Below are 22,175 nucleotides of genomic sequence, written 5' to 3' on the forward strand. Positions count from 1 at the left end.
TCCTTTTTATTTCTTTTCACAAAAGTCACCATCCGCACTATTATGACTAGGTACTAATAGTAGTATATATAAATAAAAAACAGATTGCAAGATTTTATATCCTCTACAGGTTTTAAGATTATTAAAATTTAATAGTAGTGTTAACTAATGGCTAACTTTTAGGATGTGTTACCATATTAGGTCTTCCTAAAGAAGCTAAGCTACTATGCCTTATTAATCTAATTTTTCCCCTGTTAGGATTCCACTTACTTCAAGATGACTCCTAATACCTTTGTAAGCCGGGTCAGACCAAAACTCTGGTAGTTCGACCAATTTCGAGGCATCATCACGTGCCACTTCAAGTACTCGGTAGTCGTGAACCATATCCGCTACTTTAAAATCCGGAACTCCACTTTGTTTTTTCCCGAAGAAATCTCCAGGTCCCCTTAATTCCAAATCCTTCTCTGACAACACAAAACCATCATTCGTTTCGGTCATGATTTGCATACGCTCTTTTCCCGTTTCTGATTTCGGATCTGCTAGCAAGATACAATATGATTGTTCACTACCGCGACCTACCCTGCCTCTTAGCTGATGAAGTTGGGATAATCCAAATCTTTCAGCATCGTAAATGAGCATGAACGTTGCATTAGGTACGTTTACCCCTACTTCGACTACGGTAGTCGATACCAGTACTTGAGCCTCATTTGAACTAAAAGATGCCATCACGGCTTCTTTTTCAGCAGCAGGAAGTTTTCCATGCATGAGTCCAACCTTATATTGTGAACCAAAATAGTTTGTTAAGATATGATATACATCTACTGCATTCTGTAAATCAAGTTTTTCAGATTCCTCGATTAATGGACAAATCACATACGCTTGTCGCCCTTTACTCAATTCTTTTCCCATGAAGGCTAACACACGATCAAGCATATCGTGCTTTGCCCAATAGGTTTCTATTATCTTCCGACCTGCTGGCAGTTCATCAATGATGGAAACGTCCATTTCTCCAAAAACAGTAATAGCAAGAGTCCTTGGAATAGGAGTAGCGGTCATGAATAGTACATCGGGATTTTCACCTTTTTCTCGGAGTATCCTTCTTTGTTCTACTCCGAATCGATGCTGTTCATCGGTGATAACAGTACCTAGCTTATTAAAATTGACCTCATCCTGGATTAGAGCGTGAGTACCTACTAAAATATCAATTTCTCCTTCTTTTAGTGCTTGTAGTAGTTCTCTTCTCTTTTTCCCTTTGATAGAACTGGTTAGTAAATCCACTCTTACATTTGTGCCATTGAATAAACTTGTTAGAGATTGAAAATGCTGTTCTGCTAAAATTTCTGTAGGAACCATTAAAGCTCCTTGATAACCAGATAATATGGAAGCAAATAATGCAATTGAAGCAACGACCGTTTTCCCTGAGCCTACATCACCTTGTAATAACCGATTCATCTTATATGGAGATTTCATATCTCGTAGGATTTCGTTAACTACTCTTTTTTGGGCATTTGTAAGCGGAAACGGAAGAGAATCTATAAACTTCTTCAATTCCTCTAACTTATATGACTGACCGATTCCTTTTGAGTTTTCTCTCTGAATTTTTCTTAATGCCTGCATTTTAAGTTGAAATAGTAGAAATTCTTCATATACCATTCTTCTTCTTGCTTGTTTCAGGTCATCTTGATTTTCTGGAAAGTGGAGAGCTTTTATACTTTGCTTTTTATCTAGTAATTTATATTTAGTTAAAAGAGTTTGGGGCAAATTCTCCTCAATCAGATTCCCATAAGTATGAAAGGCATTTGAAATATATTTTCTCATGTTCTTAACTGAGACATTGCCTTTAACCGAATAAACCGGTTCAAATGAATGCTTTTCTTGATAAGCTGCGAGCTGAAATTCAGAAACAGTAATAGTTTGACGATGTTTATCCCATTTGCCTGTAATCGTAATTGGAGAAGAGACCTCTAACTTTTTTCTAACATAAGGTTGGTTAAAGAACACTGCAGAAATTAAGTATCGATCTACAAGTACCTTAATGGTAATTCGGGATTTTTTCTTCGAGTAAAACATAAAAGAGGGCTCACTGTGAATGACGCCCTCTACCGTTACTCTCTCATCATGGGCGACTTCCGCCAAATCTTTCAGACGATAGTCTTCATAACGAAATGGCAAATGTTCTATCAAATCGCCAACTGAAACAATTCCCATTTCGTTTAAAGTACTTGCCGTCTCTTCGCCGATGCCTTTGACTTGAATAACAGAATCATGTAATGAAATCATCATTTCTTTGTTAGCGATACACCAAATATTTTGGCCTCTAATTCCCTGCCGGTTGGAGTCGCCGCCAGACCTCCTTGAGCTGTTTCTCTTAAAGCAACTGGCATTGTAAGTCCAATTTTATACATCGCATCAATTACTTCATCACATGGTATTCTACTTGTAATTCCGGCTAAAGCCATATCAGCAGCTACCATTGCATTCGCTGCACCCATCGCATTCCTTTTGACACAAGGTACCTCTACTAAACCTGCTACAGGATCACATACTAAACCAAGCATATTTTTTAAAGTAATGGCCATAGCTTCTGCACACTGTGAAGGTGTTCCACCAGCCATTTCAACAATCGCTGCTGCCGCCATACCCGACGCTGAACCAACTTCCGCCTGACAGCCACCTGCAGCACCAGAAATAGAAGCATTATTAGCAACAACAAAACCAAACGCTCCAGAAGTAAATAAAAATGCTATCATTTGTTCACGAGTTGGTTTCAATTTATTCTTTATTGCAAATAAAGTTCCAGGCACTACTCCTGCTGATCCAGCAGTTGGTGTAGCACAAATCGTTCCCATTGCCGCATTCACTTCATTGGTTGCAACAGCTTTGCTAACCGCGTCAAGGATTAAGTCCCCAGATAAACTTTTACCACTTTTGATATAGGCTTGAAGCAGGACTGCGTCACCACCAGTAAGTCCTGATCGCGACTGAACTCCTTCTAAGCCTCTTTCCACTGCTTTCTCCATCACTTGGAGATTAATGTCCATTTGATGGAGAATTTGTTCCTTTGATTTACCAGTAAACTCCATTTCTTGTTCGATCATGATATCTGATATTTTTTTGTTTTGGCTTTCAGCCAATTCAACTAACTCTGCAACATTACGAAACACTAGTATTCCTCCTCTGATGGGAAAAGGGGGCACTGCAGTAATGACAATATATCAATATAAAGTATATCTTCCTGAAATACTTATTCAGAAAGTATCTTTACGCTAACGCCCCTTATTATCTTTGTATTAATTTTTAAAAATACCTCTTCTTAGATAAGAAGAGTGGAATATCTCATCCTAAAATGAAAACGCTACCATGAACCTAGTCTACAATTTTTGTAACACGAGTAATAGAGGGTAACGCAGCAATTTCATCTAATATGCTATCATCAATATTTTGATCAACTTCGATTGTCATTAATGCTACTTTACCTTTTTCTTTACGGGAAACTTCCATGTGTCCAATATTGATTTGATGCTTTGCCAAGACATTGGATACTCCAGCAATCGCACCAAACTTATCATCGTGGACTACTAGAATAGCAGGGTGATGACCTGATAACTTCAACTCAAAACCGTTCAGTTCAGTAATTTCAATTTTCCCACCGCCAATAGATATGCCAACAAGTTCTATATCACCATTTTCATCACCCATTCGGATTCTGGCGGTATTAGGATGGTCGGTGATTGCCTCTTCTTCAATAAACGTAATTTTAATCCCTTTATCTTTTGCAATATCTATCGCCTCGATAATTCTTTCATCGAATGTATCGAAATCTAATATGCCACCAACGATTGCCACATCAGTACCATGACCTTTATACGTTTTCGCGAAGGATCCATAAAAGGAGATTTCTGCCCATTTAGGTTCCCTACGAAATAAATTCCTTGCTACACGACCTATCCTTGCAGCCCCAGCTGTATGGGAACTTGATGGTCCAATCATTACTGGCCCAATAATATCAAATACACTTTTATATTTCATATGACTCTCCCTAGAATGAGATTATTGTTTCTATTATACCAGAAACCGTTGACAAAGCTCTTAAAATGATTATACCAAAGAAAAAAGACTGACCGTATGAAGTAACCCAATGAAAAGAATAGTCCATTATTCACTCATTGGGTTAGTCCCCCATACAATCAGTCGAAATCTTTAAAGATTCATCCCAATGACGAGAAAATGATCTTCTCGAAATGCCCGATTGATTCACCTAAATCTATTTATTCAATTGAGAAAATGAATGGATATAACGGTTGTTTACCGTTATGGACTTCAACTTCTGCATCAGGGAAGGCATCTTCACAATATGAAACAAGTTCCTCAACTTCATCTTCTGAAGCATCTTCACCATAAATGATAGTAAGGATTTCAGAATCTTCATCCATCATGTCAGACAGTAGTTGTTTAGCCGCCTCTAGCTTCTCTTTGTTTTTCAGTATAATTTTACCTTCAGCGATTCCCATGAAGTCGCCAGTCTCTATTTCTAAACCATCAATGCTCGTATCACGTACAGCAAATGTAATCTGCCCCGTTTTTACTTGTCCTAAAGCATCATTCATAGCGGCTTCATTTTGCTCGGCACCTAGTGAAGGATTGAAAGCAAGTATAGCAGTCATGCCCTGTGGAACAGTTTTAGATGGAATAACGATTACTTTTTCGTCAGAAACCTCAGCAGCCTGTTGTGCAGCCATGATTATATTCTTGTTATTAGGAAGGATAAAGATGTTTTTAGCATTGACTTCCTTTATGGCCTTAACAATGTCCTCCGTACTTGGATTCATTGTTTGTCCACCTTCAATAACGGACTTCGCGCCAATGCTTTTGAATAACTCAGATATCCCTTCACCCATCGCTACTGAAACGATACCAAACTCTTCCCTTTTAGCAGGAGTCTTTTTCTCAGCAGCTAGTGGGGTATGAGCTTCACCTACGATATTTGAGTGTTGTTCCCTCATATTTTCAATCTTAATTTTAATCAAGCTACCGTATTTTTGACCATAGTTCATACATTCCCCAGGTTGTTCTGAGTGAATGTGGATTTTAACTACATCCTCATCAGAAATAACAAGTAATGAATCACCGTACTGGCTCAAATCTTGACGGAATTTTTCTTCATTGAATGGTTGTTTGCCTTCTTCGAATTTCACCATAAACTCTGTACAATATCCAAACTCAATATCTTCAGTGTTGATATGACCTTGGACAGCTTTATGATGTTCGGCGTTAACCAGATCATCCATTGATGGTAATGCAGAAGGTTGATCAGGTAAATCTTCTCCCTTCATTTCTGCAAGGAACCCTTCGTATACAAGGACAAGACCTTTACCACCACTATCAACTACTCCTACTTCTTTTAAGACTGGTAGTAAGTCCGGAGTACGATCTAATGAAGCATTAGCTTCTTTAAGAAGATCCTCCATAACTTTAATTAAATCATCTGTTGTTTTTGAAGATTCAACTGCTTTTTTAGCAGCATCTTTAGCAACAGTTAAGATTGTACCTTCCACTGGCTTCATGACAGCTTTATATGCTGTTTCTACTCCAGCTTCAAATGCGGCAGCAAATTCTTGACTATTAATTGTACTTTTAGTCTCGATAGCTTTAGAAAACCCTCGAAATAATTGTGAAAGGATAACTCCGGAGTTTCCACGAGCACCCATTAATAATCCTTTTGCAAGTGCTGAACCAACTTTACCAATGTGATCTTGTACATTTTGCTTAACTTCCTTAGCACCAGAAGTCATGGATAAATTCATGTTTGTACCAGTATCACCGTCTGGTACTGGGAAAACGTTTAGTGAATCGACCAAAGCAGCATTTGCAGAGAGATGGTTCGCACCCTTAATAATCATTTCAGCAAAACGTTTTCCATCTAAACTTTTCATTGACACTAATTCTTCCTCCTTATTAAGGGTTCGTTACGCGAACTCCCTGCACATAAATATTAACGGACTCGACAGCAAGTCCAACCGTTTTGTCCAGGGTATATTTTACTTTTGATTGTACATTGTGAGCTATTTCAGAAATTTTCGTACCGTAGCTTACAATAATGTACATATCGATATGTACACCTTCTTGTTCTTGACGGACTACAACACCTTTAGTAAAGTTTTCTCTTCTTAATATTTCCGCAATACCGTCTTTTAATTGCTTTTTAGAAGCCATTCCTACAATCCCATAGCAATCAACTGCTGCCCCGCCAGCAACCGTAGCGATGACATCATTGGATATATCAATTTGTCCGAACTTTGTTTTCATTTCGATGGACATATTTCTTCCCCCTTTGGAAATTACAGCATAGCTACAGTCATTTTACTATAATATTGCATTTTTTGAAAGCCATTGCTTATACTGTCTTATTATAAAGCAATTTATAAAGTAATATGTCAAGGCTTTTTTCTTGAAAGGTTTAGTTAGAACTATTGCAATATCGTTTTATGTATGATAAATTATTAAAGTATTTTCAATAGACTTAAGATACTTTGAAACTTAAGCTCGTGGTAGTTAGGAGGGAATATAGATGGCACGTAAATGTGTAATTACTGGTAAGTCAACTCGTTCCGGTAACAAACGCTCACACGCTATGAACGCAAACAAGCGTACTTGGGGAGCAAACTTACAAAAAGTTCGTATTTTGGTTAACGGAAAGCCTAAACGTGTATACGTTTCAGCTAGAGCACTTCGTTCTGGCAAAGTAGAACGTGTATAATTTTAAGGTAGCATCCATTCATTGAATGGATGCTTTTTTATTATTAAAGTGGAATCACTCTGCAAATAAAGAACGTCAGCTAAAAGCCCCCACCTCCTGTGCGGCAGTACTAGTGTGGTGTAGGTAAATATCATAATCACCCAAGTTCAAAGGTTTTAGACCAACATATCCAGTTTTTACGCCCAACTTTTTTAGTTTCACACCCATATTGGCGGAAATTCCAGAATCCACGCATAAAAAACAGCATCCAAAAATCGGATGCTGAAAAGAATCTTGTTTCTATTTTAACCACAACTAGGATACCTTAGCTCTTCTTAAAGGCTCCTAACATCGCTCTGACCAAACCTCCAAGTACCTTGGGTAACTTAATCGTATAAAACTTCATAATTTCCCTCCTCACAAGACCTAGCTTATTTCATTTCGTTCATTGTCATAAGGATCGAAGCTCTTTGCTGCAAAAAATTCAGGTGCTATGCATTGGGATTTTAATCCCTGCTTCTTACCACCAATAATATGCCTGACTCAAACGAAAAATGACCATGAGAAGAAATAAGCTCATTACTAATACATAATGTCGACCCACGTGAAATATGCATGTCCAAAAGAGGATATTTAAAGCCCTTTAGTGTCAAGCCCTGCACTTCATCTGTGATTGGAAAAAAAGAGATATATCGCAAGGTAGAATCTTCGCTTAAAGTATACTGACCTGCAAGCTTAGCTGTTATATGGTTATTTTTATCCACTAAAAAAATTTCAGTATCAGTTATACTTAGCACGTCATCACGAATCAATAGTTGGACGGCTCCCATAAAATGATCTAGTCGTCCACCAGTGGCTCCTAGAATATATATCTTGTTTGGTTTTTGATTAATAGCCCATTCAAGTGCAAGTTGTAAATCGGTTTCGTCTTTTTCAGATGGATAAAGAGTTATATTAGGTTGATCTTCATCAATTTCTTTTCTTTCTGCTTCTGTTATTGAATCAAAATCACCGAATGCTGCATTTGCATGAATGCCTTTTTGTTTTAATACATTCAACCCTTTATCTACCCCTATCCAAAAGGGATTTAATTCAGAAAAATCATCTAGGGAAGGAATCAATTCAATTGGCCCTGCAGCAACAATGCAAACAACATTCATGATTAAAATCCTCTAATTGCTTCAATAGCAGCTTTTCTATTATCCTGATTAAAAACGGCAGAACCGGCAACAAGTACATTTGCACCTGCTTCGATACATAACTTTGCCGTTTGTTCATTGACTCCGCCATCTATTTCGATTTCAAGCCCCTGATTACGTTCTTCTGCCATTTTTTTAACTTCCTTTATTTTCGGAAGCACTTCATTTATAAACTTCTGTCCTCCGAAGCCTGGATTAACGGACATTAATAACACCATATCGACATCTGCAATTACATGGCGGATTGATTCAACAGGTGTTGCTGGATTTAGAACAACACCCGCTTTCACACCTAATGATTTAATAAAATGAATCGTTCGATGCAAATGTTTACAAGCTTCCACATGAACCGTAATATAATCAGCTCCAGCTTTTGCAAATTGCTCAATATATAAGTCTGGATTTTCAATCATTAGGTGGACATCCAATGGAAGTTTGGTAACCGGGCGAATGGCTTCTACAATAAGTGGTCCGATTGTAATATTAGGAACAAAATGACCATCCATCACATCCACATGAATATAATCCGCCCCACCAGCTTCAACATCACGAATTTCATCACCAAGTCTTGCAAAATCTGCTGAGAGAATGGATGGTGCAATTTTTATCATAATTAATACCTCGGCTTTCGGTCTCTTATTTCATTTAGGAACTCTAAATAATGCTCGTAGCGGTATGAAGTAATCGTATCATCTCCAACCGCATCTTTGACAGCACACTTGGGCTCCTTATCATGTAGGCACCCTCTAAACTTACAACTCTTACCCGCTTTGTAAATTTCAGGGAAACTATAGGATAAGTCTTCTGCCTCAATATCCATGAATTCCAGGGAAGAAAATCCAGGCGTATCGGCTACAAGCCCATTATTGACATCAATTAGTTCAACATGACGGGTAGTATGCTTCCCACGACCTAAATGTGAGGAAATATCGTTCGTTTTGAGCTCTAAATCTGGATTCAGGGCATTTAATAGAGAGGACTTACCCACTCCAGATTGACCTGCGAAAACGCTCGTTTTTCCTTCAATATACGGTATTAACTTCTCCATCCCATCTGACGTCACAGATGAGGTAGTGATGACAGGATATCCAATAGCTTCATAGTCTTTTACATATCCGTTGATTTCTTCAAGTTTGTCTTCTGGAACTATGTCCATTTTACTTATACAAATTACTGGGTCAATTTCATTAGCCTCAATCAATACTAGGAAACGGTCCAATAGAACTGTACTGAAATCGGGTTCTACAGCAGAAAATACGAGAATAGCCTGATCTACGTTTGCAATTGGGGGACGAACTAACTCGTTTTTTCGCTCTTTCACTTCTAAGATGTAGCCATCCGTTTCATTTTCAGCTTGAAACACGACTTCGTCTCCAACTAGAGGTGTAATTTTATTTTTCCGAAAAACCCCACGACCTCGGCACTGGGTGATTTGTTGACCATCCAACACATAATAAAAACCACTTAGCGCCTTTATGATTTTCCCTTCTGGCATAGCTTCACTCCTAATTATTCTTCAGGGTACGGTATCGTTCCATCCAGTAAAAAACTGTTATCACGCATGATTCTATACCCTGCTTTCTTTCCGTATTGAATCGTAAATTCAAGCTCCTTCGTGAGTGTTTCAGTAATAAAAATGATCTCTGCAGGTTCAGTCATACTTCTGTTCATATCTTCAATAAAAATATGCACTTCTTGTGCCTTACCTGGTACAGCAGGTTCATAAGGAATCGTGATTTCTTTCGTTACTACCTTTGGAGGGATCTCTTCTTTTCCCTTTGAGATTACTACCTTTACTGTACTTCCTTTTTCAACTTTAGAGAATGGTTCAGGTGTTTGAGAAATGACTAATCCCTGCTCAATAGTGTCTGAGTTTTCTTCCTTTTCCACTTCAATCTTCAAACCAGTTTCTGATGCATAGTCTTCAAGGCTGCGACGACTAAATTCTGTTAAATTCTTCAGGACAATCTTGTCACGACCTTTGCTAACGGTCAATTCTAATACAGTTTCAGAAGGTATTACTTCAGATCCTGGACTAGGGAATTGATTAAGAATTACTCCTGGATCGGTATCATCACTAAACTCTTCATTGTAACGAATTTCTTTAAATCCTGCATTATCAAGAAACTCTTGAATATCTTCTCTGTTTCTACCTGTATAATCCGTCAATTCAACGCTTTTTTTGCCCTTACTAATGAAGATATCTACTACCGTTCCTGTTCGAACCGTTTTTCCAGCTTTCGGTTCAGTAGAAATAATATCTCCCTTCTCAGTTTCCTCATCCTCAACATTGAACGTTTTCCCAATTTCGAAACCATTATCTAAAAGTATGGCTATACCTTCATCTAAAGATTCGTCTTGAACATCTGGAACCTTGACTTCCTTAGGTGCCATAAGTTTAGGAAGAACAGTTACAGCACCTATACCAAGTAATAGTAAGATTACAAATGTAGATATTAGGATGGTACCAAGCTTCTTTTTAGGCTTTTTTTCTATTTTGGTTTTTTCATCAGCCTTTATATGATCCGAAAAGTCTTTTTTAGTCTTTTTGTTTTCTGATATTGGTGCAGTACTAGCACCTATTCCACGTATGATAGTCTCATCTCTTGGAGGCATGTGAGAATCTGATGTAATAATAGGAATCGCCTTTGTTGCATCATCATCAAAAGGAATTATGAATGGTTTTTCTCTCATTCTTTCCGGGATTAAAGCAGTCCTAATATCATCTCTCATGTCTTCAACACTATTGTAACGATGAAAAGAGTCCTTAGCTGTGGCTTTTAGCACAATATTTTCCACGCTTTGTGGGATGGAGGGGTTCCACCTACTAGGAAAAGGAGTCTCGGATTGCAGATGTTTTAGTGCAATGGAAACTGCAGATTCTCCTGAAAAAGGCAAGCGGCCGGTTAATAGTTCGAACATTACAATTCCTAAAGAATAAATATCGGACTTTTTATTCGCCATGCCACCTCTCGCTTGTTCTGGTGATAAGTAATGAACCGATCCTAATACAGCATTGGTCTGGGTAATACTTGTCGCACTTAACGCCATTGCAATTCCAAAGTCTGTAATTTTCACATTTCCATGATCATCTATTAATATATTTTGAGGCTTTATATCTCTATGGATAATGCCGTTTTGGTGGGCGTGTGAAATAGCAGCCGTAATCTGACTCATAATATCCAATGTTTTTTCTACTGGAATCGGATGATTTTTTTGTATGTATTGTTTTAAAGTAAGGCCTTTTACATACTCCATTACTATAAAATATATGTCATCTTCTTCTCCAACATCATAAATGCTGACAATATTAGGATGGGCAAGACTGGTAGCTGATTGAGCTTCACGATTGAATCTTCGGATAAATTCTTCATCATTTGAAAAATCCATCCTCAGGATTTTAAGGGCTACTTCTCTCTCAAGAATCATATCTTGTGCAAGATATACGTTGGCCATACCGCCTCCACCAACCATATCAATGATTTTATAACGGCCGTATATTCTCTTACCAATTAGCATATGAATCACCCTCTTTCGCTTTCATTGTCGAATTCTAGTAGTATGAGGGTTATGTTATCTTCTCCACCATATTCATTTGCTAGTTTTATAAAATAATCTGCTTTTTGTTCTAAAGTATCAGCCGAAGTGATAATTCGTTCCATTTCTTCGTCATCAACCTTATTGGAAAGGCCATCAGAACAAAGAAGTAGCATATCTCCTTCTTCAAAAACAATAGTCTTAATATCCATTTCCACCTGTTGTTCCGTTCCAAGAGCACGTAAAATGACATTCTTTCTTGGATGGTGCTCGGCATCTTCTTTACTGATTTGGCCGGATTTGACAAGAACATTCACAAGTGTGTGATCCTCAGTTAATTGCTTAAATCCAGTTTCGTTTAAAAGATAGATTCGGCTATCCCCTATATGAGCAATAGTCACAAATTTATCCGAGCAAATAGCTGCCACAACAGTAGTTCCCATTCCTTGACATTCACTATTTTCTTCTGCGTGTTTGTAAAGGAAGTTGTTGACTTCATTGATAGAATTCTCTAACCATTTCTCCTCTTCATCAGGGGTGGAAGCAGAGACTTTTAGGTCCCAAGCTTCCTTCATTTTTGAAACAGCTAGAGTACTAGCCACATCCCCTGCACGATGACCACCCATTCCGTCGGCCACAATAGCAAGAAAAGTGCCTTCTTGATTCGTAAAGACTCCCCCGTTATCTTCATTATGCTTTCGTACTCTACCGCGATCCGTTCTAAAAACGGCTTTCATACGTTCACCTCGTCTCTTCTTTTCGCTCCTTTGCACGAAGCTGTCCACATGCTGCGTCAATATCATGTCCTTGTTCTCTTCGGATTGTGACATTAATGCCATGTTTTTTTAATGTTTTTTCAAATGCAAAAATCTGCTCTCGAGATGTTCTCACATAGTTGCGTTCAGGAACATAATTGACTGGAATTAAGTTTACGTGGCATTTCAGTCCTTTAATTAATTTTGCGAGCTCTTCAGCATGCTCAACCGTATCGTTTTCTCCACCGAAAAGTCCATATTCGAAGCTAACCCTTCTACCTGTCTTATCGGTATAATAGCGTACCGATTCAATTAAGTCAGGCAACTTATATGCTCGATTGATCGGCATTAACTTGCTTCTTAGCTCAGTATTAGCTGCGTGTAGAGAAATGGCGAAATTAATCTGCATGTTTTCATCAGCAAATTGATAAATCTTTGGAATAATACCACTTGTGGAAACAGTGATGTGTCTTGCACCAATGTTTAACCCTTTTTCATGGTTCACAATTTTTAAGAATGAAAGCATTTCATCATAATTATCAAATGGCTCGCCAATCCCCATAATAACAATGGAGCTAACTCTTTCCTCTAATTCATCAAGTGCCTTCTGTACTTTTACGACTTGAGCAACGATTTCTCCTGCTTCTAGATTTCTTTTTAATCCACCTAATGTTGAAGCACAGAATGTACATCCAATTCGACAGCCAACTTGTGTCGTAACACATACGGAGTTTCCGTACTCATGTCGCATCAATACAGTTTCAATTGAATATCCATCATGCAATTCAAATAGGAACTTGATTGTCCCATCACTTGATGTTTGTTGAATTAAAGTTTTTAAGGTGGTTAGAGTAAAGCTTTGTTCCAACTTATCACGTAAACCCTTTGCCAAGTTGGACATTTCTTCAAACGATACAGCTCTTTTCTTATAGAGCCAATCGAATATTTGATCAGCACGGAAAGGTTTTTCGTCATTTTGACTGAGCCAATCTTTAAGCTCCTGCAGTTCTAAAGAATAAATGGACGGTTTCATGTCTAGTCCTGTTTTAGTGATATTTTTCTTGTTAGTAGTTTCCATTCTATACCTTCTTTCTGAAGCAACTGATAAAGAATCCATCGCTGCCAAAATCCTGTGGGAATATTTGAAGTAGGTGGCCTGATAAAAAAGGCTTTACTGATTCGGGTAACCTTTCAACCATCGAATAATCTGCTTCAAAATCTGGATGTTCATATAAAAATCGTGTAGCAGTTGCCTCATTTTCAGCTTGATCGACTGTACATGTACTATAGACAAGGGTCCCCCCTTGTTTTACTAATGGGGCAACTGAATCCAATAGATCGTTCTGTATACGTGCTAGGTTTGCTACGTCTGCTTCACTTTTTGTATATTTTAAATCTGGCTTTCTCCGCATAACACCGAATCCTGAGCAAGGGGCATCAACCAAAATACGATCAAAGGATTCTTTCTCAAAATGCTGTGATGTTTTTCTACTATCCATTACTTGAGTGGATACATTCTCTAAGTGTAATCGCTCAGCTTGTTCTTGAATCAGTTTGACTTTATGTTCATGTAAATCTAGTGCTAAAACAGTGCCCTTCCCATCCATCTTTTCAGCGATATGAGTGGTTTTTCCACCTGGTGCCGCACAGCAATCTAGGATATGCTCGTCCATGTGAGCGCCAAGAGCATATGCTACAAGCATGGAACTTTCATCCTGTATGGAGACGTGGCCTTGTTTATAACAATTTGAATGAGCAAGATTACCTTTTAAGCAAACAATTCCTTCAGGTACTATTTGGCTTTCAACAACCTCATAACCTTCTGCTTTCAAATCTTCTATAACCCGTTCGCGATTCGTTATTGTAAGGTTAACCCTAGCTGTCTGTAACGGTGCAGTTAAATTCATTTCACACATTTGTTTAGTTTTATCTATACCAAATTGATTGGACCAACGTTCTACAAGCCATAAAGGGTGGCTCGTCGCAATCGAAATGCGTTCAATAGGATCTTCAATTTCTTCTAAAGAAGGTACTCCTTTTCGTTGAACGTTTCGCAAAACACCGTTCACCATTGAAGTAATTCCTTTGTGTCCCCTTTTTTTAGCAATTTCTACTGCTTCGAATAATATGGCGTGATCTGGTACTTTTTCTAAATAAATCATCTGGTATAAAGAAAGTCTTAATAAGTTCAAGACCCAACTTTGTACTTTTTTACTATTTTGAACAAAAGGTTTTAAATAGTAATCCAGCGTATATTTTCTTTGAATAGTACCATACGTTATTTCTGTTAATAATCCAGCATCCAATGAATTTAATTCATTTTTATTGATATAATTATTAAGCACTAGGTTACTGTAAGATTGATTTTTCTCGACCGATTCGAGTAAATCTAAGGCTAACTCACGTACTGATAATTTCGTTTTTTTCATTTTATTGGTCACCCAAACGCACCCCAACCTTGAATGGGTTGTTTGCACCCCTTAAATAATCTTCGGCGGACATTCTCTTCTTGCCGCTTGGCTGGAGTTCTGTGATTTTTATACAAGTATCATTCCCAGTGGAGACGATGATACCATCTTCTACAACCTCCACTACTTCTCCAGGTGTAGCAGATGTCGTTTTCATATTCATCACTTTTTCTGATTTCCACACTTTGATTACAGATTCATCAAGTTCTGTATATGCAACTGGCCAAGGATTCAAACCTCTTACATGGTTATAAATAGCTTCCCCAGTTTTATTCCAATCAATTTTTTCTTGTTTTCTTTTAATATTAGAAGCGAAAGTCGCTTTTGAATCGTCCTGAGGAATTGATACCAATTCCCCCTTAAGTAATTTTGGTAATGTCTCTGATAATAACGTTGAACCAGCAACACTTAATTTATCATGAAGTGTTCCAACATTATCATCTTCCTCTATCTCAACCTCTACTTGGGTTAAAATATCACCGGCATCTAACTTTTCTACCATATACATTATCGTAATTCCCGTTTTATCCTTGCCCTGTAGGATTGAATAATGAATAGGTGCCCCACCTCTTAATTCTGGTAAAAGGGAAGCATGTACATTAATGCAACCAAATTTCGGTGCTTCCAATAATTCTTTAGGTAAAATTTGACCAAAAGCAGCCGTCACTATTAAATCTGGTTGTAATGCTAAAATTTTATCTAACTCTTCCCTCTCACGGATTTTTTCAGGTTGGAAAACTGGAATATTGTGACGTAATGCCTCTGTCTTTACTGGCGGAGGTGTCAAAACTTTTTTTCTACCAACAGGACGATCTGGTTGTGTAACCACTCCAATTACATCATATCCGTCTTCTATGATTCGTTGTAAAACTGGCACCGAAAAGTCTGGTGTTCCCATGAATACTATTTTTGTCATACCTCTTCATACCCTTCCAATTCTTCTTCCGATAAATACTTTGTGACTTTCTTTGTAAAAAGTACACCGTTTAAGTGATCGATTTCATGCTGAATAGCTCGTGCATAAAAGTCTTCTGCTTCAAGTTCATATTCACGGCCTTTTCTATCAAAAGCTTTGATTTTAACGAAGTATGGGCGATTAACTTCTCCATATACTCCAGGAAAGCTTAAGCATCCTTCTGGTCCTGTTTGTTCTCCTTTGGTCTCAATGATCATAGGATTGATCATTTCTAATGTCCCGCTTTCATCGCCAATATCCACAATGGCAATTTGTTTCTTTAGACCAATTTGTGGAGCAGCAAGACCCACTCCATCCGCTTCAATCATAGTATCGTACATATTATTTAACAGCTTTGCCAATTTACCATCAAAAGCTGTCACTTTATCACATTTTTGTTCCAATATTTTATCGGGGAATGTAACAATTGGTAATACTGCCATACTAAAACCTCCGTGCAATTTCTAATAGTTGAAAAATATGAATACCCTCACCCATTTTTAAACGTTTCGTCATTGGTGAGGGTTTTTGTTTACATCATGATTTGGGGATTTAGATCCACCATGATTTGAAGGCCTCTCGTTGCCATATCTTGTTGATAATGGTCCAGCAATTTCTTTAAACTGTTCTTTAATGCTGGTTCTTGTTTGTATTTTACCAAACATTGATATCGATATCTATTATTGATCCGAGGGATTGGTGATGCGACAGGACCAAGAATGACCGACTGCTGTGATAAATGGTTCTTTAAATGGTGAGTTATATGCTCCGTGACGGAGACAGTTTTCATTAAATCTTCATGTGAGATAGTTACTAATGCCAAGTAATAATAAGGAGGGTACATGTTTTGTCTTCGAATCATCATCTCTTGGCCAAAAAATTGATCATAATCCTGCATGGAAGCAAGAATAATGGAATAGTGTTCAGGGGTATAAGTTTGTATGATTACTTCTCCTGGCAAATGATGCCTACCTGCACGACCGCTTACCTGCGTTAATAGCTGGAAGGTCTTTTCTGAGGACCTAAAATCCGGAAGATGAAGCATCGTATCAGCTGACAAGACTCCTACCAAAGTAATGTTTGGAAAATCTAGACCCTTTGCAATCATTTGAGTTCCAAGTAAGATATCGGCCTGACCGTCTTGAAAGGCTTGCAATAATCTTTCATGTGACCCTTTTCTTGAAGTTGTATCCACATCCATCCGTATTACTCTTGCTTCAGGAATGATCTTCGCAAGTTCTTCTTCAACCTTCTGAGTTCCTGTCCCAAAGTACCGTATTGCCTCGCTTTGACAATCGGGACATTGAGTTGGCATGACTTCTTCATAGGCACAATAATGGCACTTTAATTGATGTGAAGATTTATGGTAAGTCAAGGATATATCGCAGTTTGGGCAGTTAGAAACAGCCCCACAGCTCCTGCACATGACAAAACTTGAATGTCCCCTTTTATTTAGAAATAAGACGATTTGTTCTTTCTTTTCAATACGATCTTTGATTTTGGTCAACAAATCAGTAGAAAAAACAGAACGGTTACCACTACGCAACTCTTCTCTCATATCGACAATTTTAACACTCGGTAAAGCTTGTTGGTTCATTCTTTTTGTAAGAGAGAGTAATTGATATCGACCTTTCTTTGCACGGGCAAAGGTTTCAAGAGTCGGAGTCGCACTACCAAGGATAACCGGGCATTTATGCGTCAAACCTCTTTGAATGGCTACATCCCGCGCATGATATCTAGGATGATCTTCTTGTTTGTAACTCGATTCATGTTCTTCATCAATAATGATCAAACCTAACTTCCTAAAAGGAGCAAATATTGCTGAACGTGCTCCAACTACAACGCTTACCTCATCCCTATAGATTTTTCGCCATTCATCATACTTTTCGCCAACGGAAAGTCCACTGTGAAGAACTGCCACTGCATTACCAAAACGTTCTTTAAACCGTTTCACCATCTGTGGGGTTAATGAAATTTCAGGAACAAGCATGATTGCCTGTTCACCTTTTGCAAGAACATCATCGATGGACTGTAAATAAACTTCTGTTTTCCCGCTTCCAGTTACCCCATAAAGAAGAAAAATATCATGCTTATCTTTCGCTATACATTCTTTAATGGGACCAATAGCAGTCGATTGTTCAGATGTAAGAGGAAACGGTTTGCTTTTTATAAATTCCCGATTTTCATAAGGATCACGATATACTTCTGATTCCTTAATAGAAAGAATTCCTTTTTCCACTAAACTGTTGATTGTAGAGGAAGTTGCCCCTGTTTTAGAAAGCAACTCACTTTGAATGATACTTCTAGATTCAAAGATGAAATGTTGAAGAACGCTTCTTTGTTTAATTGCATTTTTGGATAATTGCTTTAGTTGTTCTTCTAGTTCATCCTTTAAAATATTCGGTTGTACGAATCGAACAGTCTTTTTGTTTAGTTGATTCTTGACCTCATAATGAACCCTTAGAGTACCGTTTTTCACTTCAGAAAGAAAGATTTTTGCACTTTCATGATTCATAACATCCTGCCAATCCAATTCAGTTTTATTTGAAAAGGATTGCTTAATTTTGGGATGTAAATGGGGCAATGATTCAGGTTCAGCTAGACGTAATTTCTTTCGATACTTTGCCTTGAGTGCCGCCGGTAGCATAACTTGATAAGCGGAAATACGATAACAAAGTGTCTCATCCGTTAACCAATCGGCTAAGTCCATAAGTTCTTGGTTGAGTACAGGCTCAATATCTAACAATTCCTGTATAGGTTTAAGGTTATCAAAGGATGACTGATCTGTAATTCTAGTCACAAATCCTTGTATAGTCCTTGGTCCAAAAGGGACTGCGACCCTCATTCCAGGTAGAATCATACCTAGCCATTTATTAGGAATTAAGTAATCAAATTCCCGATCAATTTGTTTCGCAGGGACATCCACAATTACTTTAGCGATATTCATGCATGTTCTTCCTCTAGCAATTCATTAGCCAGCAGTAATATTTTTTCAGCAATTTCTACTTTTGATTGTTGAGGAAGTTCAATTTTCCTTCCATTACGGGTATAAATTGTAACAATATTTGTATCCGTACCAAATCCAGCTCCTTCAACAGTGACATTGTTAGCAACAATCATATCAGCATTTTTCCGCTCGAGTTTACCTAAGGCATATTCATCCACATTTTCAGTTTCTGCTGCAAAACCGATCAATAGTTGATTTTGTTTCACCTTCCCTAATTCCAGCAATATATCTTTTGTTCTTTCTAACTCAATTAACTCGTCTCCATCTTTTTTCTTCATTTTTTGAGCTTGAACATGTTTAGGTCTATAGTCTGAAACTGCTGCTGTCTTAACAATGATATCCTGTTCCATTGCCCGAGCAGTTACCGCTTCATACATTTCCTGCGCACTTTCTACCCTTACTACCTTTACTCCAAAAGGTGGAGTGATAGTAACAGGCCCTGTAACAAGAGTCACCTCTGCTCCGAGATTCTTAGCACTCTCTGCAATCGCATAACCCATTTTCCCTGTCGAATGATTAGTTATGAAACGGATAGGGTCTATTTTTTCCCTAGTAGGACCAGCTGTTACTAAAATCTTTTTATTTAACAAAGGCATATCCTTATCTGAAGAAAAATAATGTTTCATTTTTTCAACAATTGTATCTGGTTCTTCCAGGCGACCTTTACCAACATAACCACAAGCTAAATAACCTTCTCCTGGTTCTATTAATTCATAACCAAAATCTTTTAATGTTTCCAGGTTTCGTGTCACTGCTGGATGCTCGTACATATGGACGTTCATGGCAGGAGCTATCCATACCTTACTCGTTGAAGCAAGTAAAGTTGTGGTTATCATGTCATCTGCTATTCCATTTGCAAGTTTGCCGATAATATTGGCAGTGGCTGGGGCTACTATGATTAATTCTGGCCAATCAGCCAAATCAATATGAGCAATAACTTTTGAGTCTTTTTCATCGAAGGTGTCTGTATAAACATCATTCCTAGAAAGCGCCTGGAATGTTAATGGAGTGACGAATTTCATAGCCGATTCACTCATCATTACCTTTACGTCAGCACCCTCCTGGACAAGCTTGCTTGTAAGTGCAGCTGCCTTAAAAACAGCAATTCCACCTGTTACACAAAGCAATATCTTTTTATCTTTCAACATGATATTTCCTCCATTGCATGTTTAGGATCTTATCTATGTAAATTCTTTATTTTCTCATGGTAACTCTATTTCATTATGAAGGAACTCCCATTTTTTTTCATCAATTTCAATTGTAGGAATTAAGAAAACCTTGTCAAAGTGACAAGGTTTTTGCATCAATCTTCTTCTGTACTTGGACTATGTGTGTATGTTAATGCACCAGCATGAATTTCTTCAAGAGCTTTACCTACGTTTTTATGAGAAACGGGCTTAGCTAGTTTAGATTGATTGTTCCCTTGCATTTGTCTAGCTCTTTTCGCAGCAACAGATACTAGAGAATATTTTGAGTCAATTTTATTCAACAATGAATCGATAGATGGATATAACATGGATTATTCAGCCTCCAACATGATTTGATAACGTTTTGATATTCTTTCGCGTTTGCAATGTTCTGCAACAACGATACTTTTGATTCTTTCACAAGCCAATTTCACTTCATCATTTTCTACCACATAATCGTATAAGTCCATCATTTCAATTTCTTCTTTTGCTGTTTGGAGTCTTTTAGAAATAACGTCTTCCGTTTCAGTACCCCTTGTGACTATACGATTTCTTAATTCTGAAAGACTTGGTGGTGCAAGGAAAATGAAAAGTGCTTCAGGGAATTTTTCTCTAACCTGACGTGCTCCTTGTACTTCTATTTCAAGAAATACATCTCTTCCGTTTTCAATTGTATCTCTTACATAATCAACAGGTGTACCATAATAGTTACCCACAAACTCTGCATATTCCAAGAGTTTACCTTGTTCGATTAATTGTTCGAACTCTTCTCTGGACTTAAAGAAATAATCGACACCGTCCACTTCGCCTTCACGAGGCTTTCTTGTAGTCATAGAAATCGAATATTCGAATTTAGCATCATTTTGAGAAAAGATTTCTTTTCTTACTGTTCCTTTACCAACACCAGACGGTCCGGATAATACAATCAACAACCCTTTTTCTTTATACATTCGTTTAAAATCCTACCCTTCCTCTACACTCTCGTCACGATCACTCAAACGAGCAGCAACCGTTTCTGGTTGAACGGCAGATAAAATTACATGATCACTGTCCATGATTATTACTGCTCTTGTCCTACGTCCATATGTAGCATCAATTAAAGATCCTCGATCCCTTGCATCCTGAATGATTCTTTTAATTGGAGCAGATTCAGGACTTACAATGGAAATGATCCGGTTTGCAGAAACGATATTACCGAATCCTATATTTATGAGTTTAATTGACATGTTGGTCCCCCAGTTCTCTCTATCTATTGTGGCCTTCCATCAGTTAATATAAACCTTTACTCGATGTTCTGGACTTGTTCTTTCATTTTTTCAATCGAACTTTTCATTTCGACTACTAGTGAAGCAATTGTAGCATCATTCGCCTTTGATCCGATTGTATTCACTTCACGGTTCATTTCTTGTACAATGAAATCCAGTTTCCTACCAATCGGCCCTTGTTCATCCATCGTTATTTCAAACTGGTTTACGTGGCTTTGTAGCCTAGTTATCTCTTCATTGATGTCTGCTTTATCAGCAAAAATGGCAATTTCATTCAATAGACGTGTTTCATCTACAAGACCTTTTGTAAATTCAACCATTTTTTGTTGTAGTCGTTCCCTATAGCTCTCAATAACCGTAGGGGCTAAATTACAAATTTTTTCAGTAGTACTCCAGATATTCTTCATCTGAATATGCAAATCCTTCTTTAACTCAGCACCTTCGATTTCTCGCATTTCCTTTAAGGTTTTGCAAGCATCCTTTAATGAATCAATAATCAGCTCTTCAATAATATTACCATCTGTTTGGAATTCTTCAATCGAAATGATGTTTTCAATGGAAGTAATTTCCTTCAGTGTAGGTCTTTGGTTTAGTGAATAAGCTTCATTCACTTTCTCCATTTCATCCATGAATTGTTGCAGTAGCTTCCAATCTACTTGAAGTCTTCGATCAATCAGACCTTCCCCTTCAACCGTTAAGAAAACTTCAGCCCTACCTCTATGAATATATGTATGCATCGTTTTTTTCATTTTATCTTCTAAAACAAGCAATTGGCGCGGCATTCTAAAAGAACATTCAAAAAAACGGTGATTAACCGTTTTGATTTCAACAATGACCTTCATTTTGTCCTGTTCCCTTGCTCCACGTCCGTATCCAGTCATGCTTACTACCATGTATTCACTTCCATTCAATGGTCGTATTAGAAAACTCGGTTAGCGCCATGCCTTAGCGTCGGCGATTACCTAGTTGCACTTATACTTTATCCCTAAAATGGCCACTACGTTAAACTACTTCTTTGCTGCCAGTTTATATTTTTCTAAAGTACAAAATAAAAAGGTAATAGAGGACACTCTACTACCTTTCGAAT

General features: G+C 37.8%; 22 protein-coding genes. 1 reads left to right on the forward strand and 21 read right to left on the reverse strand.

Annotation, left to right across the window (positions count from 1 at the left end):
* Positions 1 to 213: 213 nt before the first annotated feature.
* The 5 genes from recG to DBX25_RS05290 all read right to left on the reverse strand — a co-directional run bounded on the left by recG (position 214) and on the right by DBX25_RS05290 (position 6,297).
* Complete coding sequence (gene recG, locus DBX25_RS05270) at positions 214 to 2,262, reverse strand: ATP-dependent DNA helicase RecG (RefSeq protein ID WP_108669733.1); 2,049 nt, start codon at positions 2,260 to 2,262, stop codon at positions 214 to 216.
* Complete coding sequence (sdaAA, locus tag DBX25_RS05275; RefSeq protein WP_108669734.1) at positions 2,259 to 3,143, reverse strand: L-serine ammonia-lyase, iron-sulfur-dependent, subunit alpha; 885 nt, start codon at positions 3,141 to 3,143, stop codon at positions 2,259 to 2,261. Before sdaAA ends, recG begins: the two co-directional genes overlap by 4 nt.
* Positions 3,144 to 3,345: 202 nt before the next feature.
* Positions 3,346 to 4,008 carry an L-serine ammonia-lyase, iron-sulfur-dependent subunit beta gene (sdaAB, locus tag DBX25_RS05280; RefSeq protein WP_108669735.1) on the reverse strand — a complete coding sequence of 221 codons (663 nt, stop codon included), beginning with the start codon at positions 4,006 to 4,008 and terminating at the stop codon, positions 3,346 to 3,348.
* A gap of 239 nt (positions 4,009 to 4,247) precedes the next feature.
* The gene (locus DBX25_RS05285; protein WP_108669736.1) at positions 4,248 to 5,918 is read right to left on the reverse strand and encodes a DAK2 domain-containing protein; all 1,671 of its coding nucleotides are present in this window, start codon (positions 5,916 to 5,918) and stop codon (positions 4,248 to 4,250) included.
* A gap of 16 nt (positions 5,919 to 5,934) precedes the next feature.
* On the reverse strand, positions 5,935 to 6,297 hold the full coding sequence (locus DBX25_RS05290) for an Asp23/Gls24 family envelope stress response protein (RefSeq protein WP_108669737.1): 363 nt from the start codon (positions 6,295 to 6,297) through the stop codon (positions 5,935 to 5,937).
* Between the two features lie 250 nt (positions 6,298 to 6,547).
* Between DBX25_RS05290 and rpmB the strand changes: the two genes are divergently transcribed.
* Positions 6,548 to 6,736: a 50S ribosomal protein L28 gene (gene rpmB / locus DBX25_RS05295; RefSeq protein WP_108669738.1), complete on the forward strand. Its 189-nt coding sequence runs from the start codon at positions 6,548 to 6,550 to the stop codon at positions 6,734 to 6,736.
* Positions 6,737 to 7,040: 304 nt separating this feature from the next.
* Here the strand turns inward: rpmB and spoVM are convergent, their stop codons facing one another.
* The 16 genes from spoVM to DBX25_RS05375 form a co-directional block, all read right to left on the reverse strand.
* Positions 7,041 to 7,121: a stage V sporulation protein SpoVM gene (gene spoVM / locus DBX25_RS05300; RefSeq protein WP_108669739.1), complete on the reverse strand. Its 81-nt coding sequence runs from the start codon at positions 7,119 to 7,121 to the stop codon at positions 7,041 to 7,043.
* Positions 7,122 to 7,221: 100 nt separating this feature from the next.
* Positions 7,222 to 7,875, reverse strand: a complete 654-nt coding sequence (locus DBX25_RS05305; protein ID WP_108669740.1) for a thiamine diphosphokinase — start codon at positions 7,873 to 7,875, stop codon at positions 7,222 to 7,224.
* 2 nt (positions 7,876 to 7,877) lie between these two features.
* Positions 7,878 to 8,525 carry a ribulose-phosphate 3-epimerase gene (gene rpe, locus DBX25_RS05310; RefSeq protein WP_108669741.1) on the reverse strand — a complete coding sequence of 216 codons (648 nt, stop codon included), beginning with the start codon at positions 8,523 to 8,525 and terminating at the stop codon, positions 7,878 to 7,880.
* Between the two features lie 2 nt (positions 8,526 to 8,527).
* Positions 8,528 to 9,409, reverse strand: coding sequence for a ribosome small subunit-dependent GTPase A (rsgA, locus tag DBX25_RS05315; protein WP_108669742.1), 882 nt, complete (start codon positions 9,407 to 9,409; stop codon positions 8,528 to 8,530).
* 14 nt (positions 9,410 to 9,423) lie between these two features.
* A complete protein-coding gene (gene pknB, locus DBX25_RS05320) occupies positions 9,424 to 11,433 on the reverse strand; it encodes a Stk1 family PASTA domain-containing Ser/Thr kinase (protein WP_108669743.1) in 2,010 nt (669 codons plus the stop codon).
* A gap of 5 nt (positions 11,434 to 11,438) precedes the next feature.
* Positions 11,439 to 12,188 (reverse strand): Stp1/IreP family PP2C-type Ser/Thr phosphatase, encoded by a 750-nt coding sequence (locus DBX25_RS05325; RefSeq protein ID WP_108669744.1) that lies wholly within the window; start codon positions 12,186 to 12,188, stop codon positions 11,439 to 11,441.
* A 4-nt stretch (positions 12,189 to 12,192) separates the two neighbouring features.
* Positions 12,193 to 13,239: a dual-specificity RNA methyltransferase RlmN gene (rlmN, locus tag DBX25_RS05330; RefSeq protein WP_420812923.1), complete on the reverse strand. Its 1,047-nt coding sequence runs from the start codon at positions 13,237 to 13,239 to the stop codon at positions 12,193 to 12,195.
* Between the two features lie 46 nt (positions 13,240 to 13,285).
* Positions 13,286 to 14,635 (reverse strand): 16S rRNA (cytosine(967)-C(5))-methyltransferase RsmB, encoded by a 1,350-nt coding sequence (rsmB, locus tag DBX25_RS05335; protein ID WP_108669746.1) that lies wholly within the window; start codon positions 14,633 to 14,635, stop codon positions 13,286 to 13,288.
* 1 nt (position 14,636) lies between these two features.
* The gene (gene fmt, locus DBX25_RS05340) at positions 14,637 to 15,590 is read right to left on the reverse strand and encodes a methionyl-tRNA formyltransferase (RefSeq protein ID WP_108669747.1); all 954 of its coding nucleotides are present in this window, start codon (positions 15,588 to 15,590) and stop codon (positions 14,637 to 14,639) included.
* Positions 15,587 to 16,072 carry a peptide deformylase gene (gene def, locus DBX25_RS05345; RefSeq protein WP_108669748.1) on the reverse strand — a complete coding sequence of 162 codons (486 nt, stop codon included), beginning with the start codon at positions 16,070 to 16,072 and terminating at the stop codon, positions 15,587 to 15,589. The genes fmt and def overlap by 4 nt, the downstream gene beginning before the upstream one ends.
* A gap of 89 nt (positions 16,073 to 16,161) precedes the next feature.
* Positions 16,162 to 18,576 carry a primosomal protein N' gene (gene priA, locus DBX25_RS05350; RefSeq protein WP_108669749.1) on the reverse strand — a complete coding sequence of 805 codons (2,415 nt, stop codon included), beginning with the start codon at positions 18,574 to 18,576 and terminating at the stop codon, positions 16,162 to 16,164.
* Positions 18,573 to 19,784 carry a bifunctional phosphopantothenoylcysteine decarboxylase/phosphopantothenate--cysteine ligase CoaBC gene (gene coaBC, locus DBX25_RS05355; RefSeq protein ID WP_108669750.1) on the reverse strand — a complete coding sequence of 404 codons (1,212 nt, stop codon included), beginning with the start codon at positions 19,782 to 19,784 and terminating at the stop codon, positions 18,573 to 18,575. The genes priA and coaBC overlap by 4 nt, the downstream gene beginning before the upstream one ends.
* A 155-nt stretch (positions 19,785 to 19,939) precedes the next feature.
* Entirely contained in the window at positions 19,940 to 20,152 is a 213-nt protein-coding gene (gene rpoZ, locus DBX25_RS05360; protein ID WP_108669751.1) for a DNA-directed RNA polymerase subunit omega, read from the reverse strand.
* A gap of 3 nt (positions 20,153 to 20,155) precedes the next feature.
* Complete coding sequence (gene gmk, locus DBX25_RS05365) at positions 20,156 to 20,773, reverse strand: guanylate kinase (protein WP_108669752.1); 618 nt, start codon at positions 20,771 to 20,773, stop codon at positions 20,156 to 20,158.
* A gap of 12 nt (positions 20,774 to 20,785) precedes the next feature.
* Positions 20,786 to 21,049, reverse strand: a complete 264-nt coding sequence (remA, locus tag DBX25_RS05370) for an extracellular matrix/biofilm regulator RemA (RefSeq protein ID WP_108669753.1) — start codon at positions 21,047 to 21,049, stop codon at positions 20,786 to 20,788.
* A 56-nt stretch (positions 21,050 to 21,105) separates the two neighbouring features.
* Positions 21,106 to 21,981 (reverse strand): YicC/YloC family endoribonuclease, encoded by an 876-nt coding sequence (locus DBX25_RS05375; protein ID WP_108669754.1) that lies wholly within the window; start codon positions 21,979 to 21,981, stop codon positions 21,106 to 21,108.
* Positions 21,982 to 22,175: the final 194 nt, after the last annotated feature.

Source organism: Peribacillus acanthi (assembly GCF_003073175.1).
Lineage (GTDB): Bacteria > Bacillota > Bacilli > Bacillales > DSM-1321 > Bacillus_BN > Bacillus_BN acanthi.

Coding starts and splice junctions, on each gene's coding strand:
- recG (WP_108669733.1), bottom strand. CDS start 2,262: ATGATGATTTCATTACATGATTCTGTTATTCAAGTCAAAGGCATCGGC.
- sdaAB (WP_108669735.1), bottom strand. CDS start 4,008: ATGAAATATAAAAGTGTATTTGATATTATTGGGCCAGTAATGATTGGA.
- DBX25_RS05290 (WP_108669737.1), bottom strand. CDS start 6,297: ATGTCCATCGAAATGAAAACAAAGTTCGGACAAATTGATATATCCAAT.
- rpmB (WP_108669738.1), top strand. CDS start 6,548: ATGGCACGTAAATGTGTAATTACTGGTAAGTCAACTCGTTCCGGTAAC.
- spoVM (WP_108669739.1), bottom strand. CDS start 7,121: ATGAAGTTTTATACGATTAAGTTACCCAAGGTACTTGGAGGTTTGGTC.
- DBX25_RS05305 (WP_108669740.1), bottom strand. CDS start 7,875: ATGAATGTTGTTTGCATTGTTGCTGCAGGGCCAATTGAATTGATTCCT.
- rpe (WP_108669741.1), bottom strand. CDS start 8,525: ATGATAAAAATTGCACCATCCATTCTCTCAGCAGATTTTGCAAGACTT.
- rsgA (WP_108669742.1), bottom strand. CDS start 9,409: ATGCCAGAAGGGAAAATCATAAAGGCGCTAAGTGGTTTTTATTATGTG.
- pknB (WP_108669743.1), bottom strand. CDS start 11,433: ATGCTAATTGGTAAGAGAATATACGGCCGTTATAAAATCATTGATATG.
- DBX25_RS05325 (WP_108669744.1), bottom strand. CDS start 12,188: ATGAAAGCCGTTTTTAGAACGGATCGCGGTAGAGTACGAAAGCATAAT.
- rlmN (WP_420812923.1), bottom strand. CDS start 13,239: ATGAAACCGTCCATTTATTCTTTAGAACTGCAGGAGCTTAAAGATTGG.
- rsmB (WP_108669746.1), bottom strand. CDS start 14,635: ATGAAAAAAACGAAATTATCAGTACGTGAGTTAGCCTTAGATTTACTC.
- fmt (WP_108669747.1), bottom strand. CDS start 15,590: ATGACAAAAATAGTATTCATGGGAACACCAGACTTTTCGGTGCCAGTT.
- def (WP_108669748.1), bottom strand. CDS start 16,072: ATGGCAGTATTACCAATTGTTACATTCCCCGATAAAATATTGGAACAA.
- priA (WP_108669749.1), bottom strand. CDS start 18,576: ATGAATATCGCTAAAGTAATTGTGGATGTCCCTGCGAAACAAATTGAT.
- coaBC (WP_108669750.1), bottom strand. CDS start 19,784: ATGTTGAAAGATAAAAAGATATTGCTTTGTGTAACAGGTGGAATTGCT.
- rpoZ (WP_108669751.1), bottom strand. CDS start 20,152: ATGTTATATCCATCTATCGATTCATTGTTGAATAAAATTGACTCAAAA.
- gmk (WP_108669752.1), bottom strand. CDS start 20,773: ATGTATAAAGAAAAAGGGTTGTTGATTGTATTATCCGGACCGTCTGGT.
- remA (WP_108669753.1), bottom strand. CDS start 21,049: ATGTCAATTAAACTCATAAATATAGGATTCGGTAATATCGTTTCTGCA.
- DBX25_RS05375 (WP_108669754.1), bottom strand. CDS start 21,981: ATGGTAGTAAGCATGACTGGATACGGACGTGGAGCAAGGGAACAGGAC.